We start from the raw sequence: 7,213 nt of genomic DNA, 5'->3' as shown, positions 1-7,213 counted from the left end.
GATTGAGAAATACATTGAAATTATCTTCATAGGGATTGTATTGCCCTAAGATTCTTTTAATATTTTCTGTCTCTTCTGCTAATACTGCTTCAGCTACTTTTTGTTCTTGATATTTGCTTGCGATTGATGTATAAATAGGGACAACTTTTGTTTGAACTTGTAAAAGGAAAAGCTTTTTTAAATCTGACGTTTCAATATCATTTCTCGCGGCATTAGGTAACAATTCTTCATTTATAATAATTATTTCACCTGTATATCTATGATAGTAAGTATTTGAACCACCAAAATAACTTGAAAAGTATTGTCTATCTCCAATTGAAAATCCTTGCTTTTTTAATATAAAACCCCTTAAGTTCCTATTTAGATTATCCTTTTCAGAATTAAGAATTCGTTCTCTGCCTGAGTTAAGGCAGCCCCAAGAAATTCCCAAAAAGACACCTTTGTCAATGATTTCTTCAAAGTGTGGTTCTAATGGCGTATTATTAGAAAAAATATCATTCGTATATGGTCGATATAAGCTTTCAAACTTGGTTCCAACTTGTAGCTTAAGATTAACAACTTCAAATTTTGAGTTATGCTTTAAACAAACTTCTTTAATTTTATTTTCAATTATCTCTGCCCATTTAAATTTTTCTTTGTTGAAGTGTAATGGTATTACATCTTGAAGATAATTATATAAATCATTAAAGTTGTTTAACAAATCATCCAATATTGGATTTAGTCCTACTAGTTCAACCCTAGTTCCTTGTTCAACGGGATACTCTTCTAATGGTATTTCATTTTCGTCAGGCAATTTTACAAATGATGTAAGTAATGATTGCAAATCGATTAATTCTTCACTTACAATTTCACCTGAAAGCCTTTTTTCCTTTTGTTGTTTTAGAACTCCTCTCATACCCGAAAAATCAATTTCAAGCATTTGTGGTAAGGCTTCCTTTTGTCTAGTATATATTGTCAAGGTATTGCATAGATGAAATGCACTATAAAGACCAATCCCCATAAAACCAACATCCTTGCCAGGGGTCTTATCAGAAACTCCAACTCTGATAGCTTTACGTAAGGTTTTATAGTTCATACCAATTCCATTGTCTTCAACTACAACAGAATTTTGTCGAACTTTAATTTCTATGTCAAGGGATTTGGCATCTATAGAGTTTTGAATATACTCTCTTACCGCGTCTCTTGGGTCAGGATACATCCCTTTGGTTAATATTGATATTATTTCAGCTCCAATATCAAATTTGTCTACTTTCATATATGTAGCTATTTATATTCTTCCTCAATCTTTAAAATTAATAATTCTGCAATTTCTTTAGGCAAAACATTTTTAATCACAGTAAAAACATTTCCTAAAAACTTTCGCTCTTGTTTGTTAAGACGTGATAGCTTATCTGTTCTGAAAACTGTTTTTTCTTCTATTATAGTTTTTACATCATTTTTTACCGCTAAAGTGTAATTTGAAGTTGCTCGCTCAATAATTTTTGTTATCGGTGAGGGTGTATCATTTTCTGTAGATTTTGCTTTTATATTTTCAAGTTTTCTTTCTGCTTTTTCAGCTTCTTCTTTTTTCTTTTTTAGGTTTTCTAAAAAAGTCTGTTGTTCTTCTTTATCAACAAATCCTCCCTCTTTTTTCCTTTCAAATTGTTCAGCAACTTCATTATAATTATTAATAACTCTTACGGCACTATTTATATCTGAAGCGGTGTAGCAAAGTTTGTGTATGGTTGTATGAAAGAAAGATTTTAATTTATTTTCAAATTCGTAAAAAGATTCTGTTTCAGAAAAATAATCACGCCTTGCATTCGGTATTAAATTTTGGTGTAATCCATAAACTTCTCCAAAGAAATAAAATTGAAAACGCTTATCTCTATGTAGTTTGGTCAATGTATCTTCATTCCCTATTTGAATATTTGCTTTTCTTAATCGGAAACCTCTAGCAAAATTGACTTGATTTAGTGATTGATTTTTGTCAGTAATTCCGTACCACCCCCAAAACAATTTGTTGTTTTCACTATCAAATTCTTTGAAAAATAAAACATCTATGACATCCCCAACTTTTTTCTTATTAGTAGCCTCCCCTTCATAGATATATGAATTGTAACCTTTAAAAAGTTGTTCTGTATTAATGAATGTTTTATACTCATCAATAGTAACTTCTTCTTTTTTCAATTCGTCATAAATTTTCTTTGAGTAAACAAAAGATTTGCTGAACGGAACAGGTGCGACCATTGAGAGGTAAGTTCTGATTTCTCTGACATCTAAAAGGTCTTTATTTGTAATATTCATCAATGTAACCTTAAAGTAATGCTTATCAGTATCTTCTTTTTTTGTCTCAAGAGTAGTAACAATATCTATTACTTCGGATGCTTGTTCTTTTTGGTTTCGGTTGTTGATAATTGATTTTAGTTTTTTTGCATCCCATGTCATTATTGACTTTACAGCTTCACCTTTAAATGAAGTTTCAAAAATCAACTTATCACAATACCCTAATCCTCCTAATCGTCCAATTCCTCTGAACCCTTTATCAACTCCTCGTTGTTTAGTCGATTGAGCAATGTTCTTCAAAATTTCTACCACACTTCTTTCTTCAATTCCTGTCGCGTCGTCTTCTATTGAGATTATTTTTTTTTCAGGGTCAATTATAATATGTATTTCCCCTTCTTCTACCAAGCCTTGTAGTCTTGCCTTATCTATTTGGTCAGCAGCATTCTGTATATATTCACGGTAAATAAATCGTGAATCGTCATACATCCCAATTGTAAGCGATTCAATAACATCTTTACCAATAATAGTCTTGTAGTTATTATCCATTCTTAAATTGTTTATATAAAGGGCGTGGAAACTTGATATTTAATAATGAACGGAATATGGGATTTTGCAAAATATATTCCCCTTGCTTCAATCTAGTAAGCATAGATTTATAAACAGGTGGTACAAATTGATAGTCAGGCTTTGAAATTTCAATAGCATTTGTTCTTCCATAGGCGTGTGTTGCACAATTTCCTTTTACTCTGTCTTGAATGTCGCTCTTAAATTGTTCTGCAGCAAAAAGGACAATTCCCAATGAACGCCCTCTTTCCGTAATGTCTAAAAGCTGCTTTAGAATAGGAGAGTTTTTAGGCACATCTTTACTTCCATATTTATTTAACTCGTCAATAAAGATGATAATTTTAGAAGGTATTTCTGCTTCCTCTCTATCCGTGATTTGTCCTAATTTTAAATCATAGATTGCTCTCATTACATCACCGAAAACAAAGCCTTGTGCCTCTTCATCTAATTTTGCAATATCAATTACATGAATTTCATTTTTCTTTATCTGCTTGATTGACTCTTGCAATCGGACTTCTGAACCGTCACGCTTTAAAGAGTTTGAGAAAAAATGATTTCTTTCTAATACTTTTCGAAACAAGCGATAAAATTTTCTCCAACTCAAAACAGAAATTGTTTTATCTTTCCCTGTGTCTCCTTTTTCTTGATGTTTTTTTATTTCTTCTTTTAAGTCCTCCCAATTTGTGATACCATTAAAATGACCTTCTCCTGATGTAATATAGTTCACTATTGATTCCATCGATTGGGTCGGGTCGTCAATATTTGAGAATAACAAATCCAAACTATCTTTGTCGCTTTCAAATAGATATTTGTATTGAAATGCTTTTTCTAGTTGTTTTTGGCTTTGAAAATCTTCAATATGAGCGTAGGTGGTTGACTTTACATCTTTGGAGTAGGGATAGAAGTATTTTACATTCTTGAATGGATTTACATTTATGCCTAATTCTTTGTAAACTTTTTTATCTTCAACACCCAATTCATCATTGGGCTCATCAATAGCCAGTAAATCCCGTCCTTTTACATTAAGTAAGATAAACGCAATACTCTCATTTTGATTGCTTTTCATATACATTTCTTGAATGGCTTTAAGCAAAAACATTGCATAGGAAGTTTTGGAAGCCAGCCCTGAAATTCCCGAAATGTTTAAATGTGCTCCTTCAGGACCTATTAAGAAATGAGAATTAAAGTGAACTGGAATAGTTATTTTATCTTCGTCTTCATACATTTCTATAACTCCACATGGTAAAGGGTTTTTTATTCCTTTTAAACCTAATGCCATTTTAACATCTTCTTCATCTGCTAAAGAAACAATATAACCGTCTAGTACAGGAGTGTAAATGTTTTCAGAATTTCCAACTACTTTTGCTTTGACATAATTCATGCCTATTCTTTGAGTAAGACTATTTGATTCAACTTCACCAAAGTCACTTGATATAAATCCTGCAAGAAAACTTGCTCCGTCAGTTAGATGTGAAATTTCCTCGACAACTCCAAAAGTTACAGAGTTTTTAATGTGTTGAACTTTTACTACGTCAAAAGGTTTAATGATAAGGTGTTTATCTGTCCAAAAATAGAATTCATCTACTGTGGTAGGGGCTTTTTCAGTGGCAATTATTTTTCCTATTTTCTTCATTAAAATAAATTTAAAAAATTTATGTCGCTTAAATACTTACTTTTTATAAAGCTTTCAGTAAGGTAAACGGGATATAAATGATTAGCCCATCTCGCGTCATTTCCATAGCAAACGGGATTCCTTTCATTTATAATATTCGCAGTAATCAAGTCAATTTCCTGACTGTCAAGTCCATTTTCAATTTCTTCCTCTGTCATTAAAATTTTTTCAACTTTTACGACTCCTGAAAAGGGGCTTATGGTATGTTTAGACTCCCTAATCCTTATGTACCAAACGCTAAAGTAAACATTGCCAACTCTTTCACTTTTGTATTTATATGCAGGTGTCCTATGGTAATTAGGAAGCATAGCAATTTTGTCGGCATTACTTTTATTATTAATATCCCTACAAAGTTCAGGGTCAAACATTTTTGAAATACCAACTACGCACTTATAATGACTTTTAAATTTTGATAGTTCTTTAAAATCTGAACTTCTTGATGGTGCATATTGAAGAGATCCGTCTTTAATCAAATATTTGTCAGGGTTAATTAACCTTTTTGTACTTAGATGAGCTACAATTCTTTTTTCGGAATCAATCATCTCATCTTGAATTGTTGCTATACCTTTATGTTCATATTTCAGAGTATCTTCCTTTTTACTGGAGTATGATAAAGTTTTTGAAAAGTATACATTATGCTTTTGTAATTTTTTTGACTTGTTTATCTTGTTTGTTAATGCATTAAAAAAAAGTTCTGAATCTTTACTTGCCGCAGCTCTGGGTAATGATAATACTAAGTTGTGTTCAAACTCAATAGGCTTGAACTTACTCGGATTCAATCGTTGACAACATGCAACCCCTATCTGACCAGCCATTATAGGATAAACATTTCGTTCAATTTCTATATCGTCTACTTTATATGTCTTTCTTGAACCGTCAAGAAAAAAATGAAATAATGGTTCATCATGAAATATTTTATCAGCTAAAATTTTCAAATTCTTGCTTTTTGTTAGGCTGGTATCTGTTTCTCCAAATTCTTTGACGACCACGGCCATTGCTTTATCTTTAGAGTCAAAGTCAAGTGTAGGAACGCGAATTTCATCATCTGCATTATAGCGATAAGATGTATAGCATTTTCCATTTGTTGCGTCTTCTAATATATCTAATACACTGGTCACTAAAAGTAAATAAGTTAAAATGTGTTACATAAAAATATTAATAAAATATAAAACTATCTTAGTTTCTGGTATAATAGTACTTTACAAAATCTAAATACTTATTAAATATATTCATCAAACTTCTATCTCATAGCCCTTGAAGATTTCTCGTTTCAAATTCTACTTTAATACTATCTAAGTATGTATCCCAACCATATATCTCTTTTTGCGAGTCTTGCAAAAGAGATAATGTTAATTCATCAATATAAGTTATTAAACTAAACATTGAAGCAAGTGAATTGCCAGAATCTTTACCCTTTATAATACTAGGATTTTTCCTAGCAGTAATAGTAGCTTTAGGACTGGAGATATGCGATCATAACTTTGGTTATGATTTCTTAACAAAGGTACTTTATTTTTTATAGCTATTATTAATTGATGTTACTCATTACAATTGTGAATAATAAAAAGAGCGAATTAAATTTGGTTCATGCAAACTGACTTAGATTTATATACAGATTATCTTATTAGTTCTTTTGGTCAGACCAGTTCAACAGGTTTATCAAAAATGTTAGACAAAGCTATTAGCCACGATGATGTAACTCGCTTTTTGAACCAAACAGCTAATGATAGTAAAGCACTTTGGAAGCAAGCTAAACCGTTTGTTGTCCAAATCGAATCCGATGAGGGTTTACTGATTCTTGATAATAGTATATCAGAAAAGCCATATACTGATTCAAATGGATTGGTTTGTCCTCATTTTGATCATTGTACTAATGGTATCAACTTTGTAAGTCTTCTATACAGCAATAATGGCGTGCAACTACCGATTGGTTTTGAATTGGTAGTCAAAACCTTACAGTGTATTATAAAAACTCGTAAAGAATGCTGGCGTTCATCCTGTACCAAAAATGAAATGTTCAGAGATTTGCTAGGGAGTGCCTACCAAAATGCTGTCAAATTTGCCTTTATTCTCTCTGATAGTTGCGGGGCGGCCTGTGCCGTATGTTAATTCTGAAAATATCAACTATATTCTCTCTATCAGTAAAAACTTGATTGGTGCAGTAAAGTCTAATTTGGAGGTTGCTCTCTCAAAAAAAGACCGTGCTAATGGTAAATTCATCAAAATCAGCCAAGTTAAATTAAATTCAGGCGACCTCAATGAAGTTTACATTCGTTCAGTTAATCAACCTGTTTTGATATGTAAAGATGTCTTTACAAACAAAGATAACTCAGAGGGCGAACTCTTTTGATTATGCACTGATTTGACAAAATCTTATCAATTTATCATCTCTACCTACCAAAAACGGTGGAGAATAGAAGATTACCACAAATCATTGAAAAATAATGCCTCACTACAAAAATCCCCAACTCGTAGTGTAAAAACTCAAAGGACACACTTTTTTGCAAGTTTGTGTGCTTATATTAAACTTGAAAGGATAAAAATCAACGAAAAAATCAATCATTTTGCTCTTAAAGGTAAAATTTATATCAAGGCAATTCAGACGGCTTTTAGAGAATTACAACTCTTGAAAACTAAGAACCAAATAATATTTGCTAAAATAGAACCTTGCGTAACATCAATTATTAATAACATTATCATATAAAAATCTTT

General features: G+C 31.5%; 7 protein-coding genes. 3 read left to right on the top strand and 4 right to left on the bottom strand.

Features of this window, described 5'->3' with window-relative positions:
- The 4 genes from AC07XN_RS22460 to AC07XN_RS22445 form a co-directional block, all read right to left on the bottom strand.
- Nucleotides 1-1,255: ATP-binding protein (locus tag AC07XN_RS22460; RefSeq protein ID WP_494744685.1), on the bottom strand; the 1,255-nt coding region annotated here is incomplete at its 3' end.
- 8 nt (nucleotides 1,256-1,263) lie between these two features.
- Complete coding sequence (locus tag AC07XN_RS22455; RefSeq protein WP_494744684.1) at nucleotides 1,264-2,811, bottom strand: ATP-binding protein; 1,548 nt, start codon at nucleotides 2,809-2,811, stop codon at nucleotides 1,264-1,266.
- Complete coding sequence (locus AC07XN_RS22450) at nucleotides 2,804-4,462, bottom strand: ATP-binding protein (protein WP_494744683.1); 1,659 nt, start codon at nucleotides 4,460-4,462, stop codon at nucleotides 2,804-2,806. Before AC07XN_RS22450 ends, AC07XN_RS22455 begins: the two co-directional genes overlap by 8 nt.
- Nucleotides 4,462-5,619: a hypothetical protein gene (locus AC07XN_RS22445; protein WP_494744682.1), complete on the bottom strand. Its 1,158-nt coding sequence runs from the start codon at nucleotides 5,617-5,619 to the stop codon at nucleotides 4,462-4,464. Before AC07XN_RS22445 ends, AC07XN_RS22450 begins: the two co-directional genes overlap by 1 nt.
- A gap of 469 nt (nucleotides 5,620-6,088) precedes the next feature.
- Here AC07XN_RS22445 and AC07XN_RS22440 point away from each other — a divergent pair, with 469 nt between their 5' ends.
- From AC07XN_RS22440 to AC07XN_RS22430, 3 genes are read left to right on the top strand one after another with little or no spacing between them, the layout of a single operon-like run.
- Nucleotides 6,089-6,610: a transposase gene (locus AC07XN_RS22440; protein WP_494744681.1), complete on the top strand. Its 522-nt coding sequence runs from the start codon at nucleotides 6,089-6,091 to the stop codon at nucleotides 6,608-6,610.
- Nucleotides 6,561-6,851 carry a hypothetical protein gene (locus AC07XN_RS22435; RefSeq protein ID WP_494744686.1) on the top strand — a complete coding sequence of 97 codons (291 nt, stop codon included), beginning with the start codon at nucleotides 6,561-6,563 and terminating at the stop codon, nucleotides 6,849-6,851. Before AC07XN_RS22440 ends, AC07XN_RS22435 begins: the two co-directional genes overlap by 50 nt.
- 12 nt (nucleotides 6,852-6,863) lie before the next feature.
- Nucleotides 6,864-7,205 (top strand): transposase, encoded by a 342-nt coding sequence (locus AC07XN_RS22430; protein WP_494744680.1) that lies wholly within the window; start codon nucleotides 6,864-6,866, stop codon nucleotides 7,203-7,205.
- The last annotated feature ends 8 nt before the right edge of the window (nucleotides 7,206-7,213 follow it).

Source organism: Arcicella sp. GW458-12-2-14-TSB2 (genome assembly GCF_059423785.1).
This window is presented reverse-complemented; position numbering and strand designations above follow the sequence as displayed.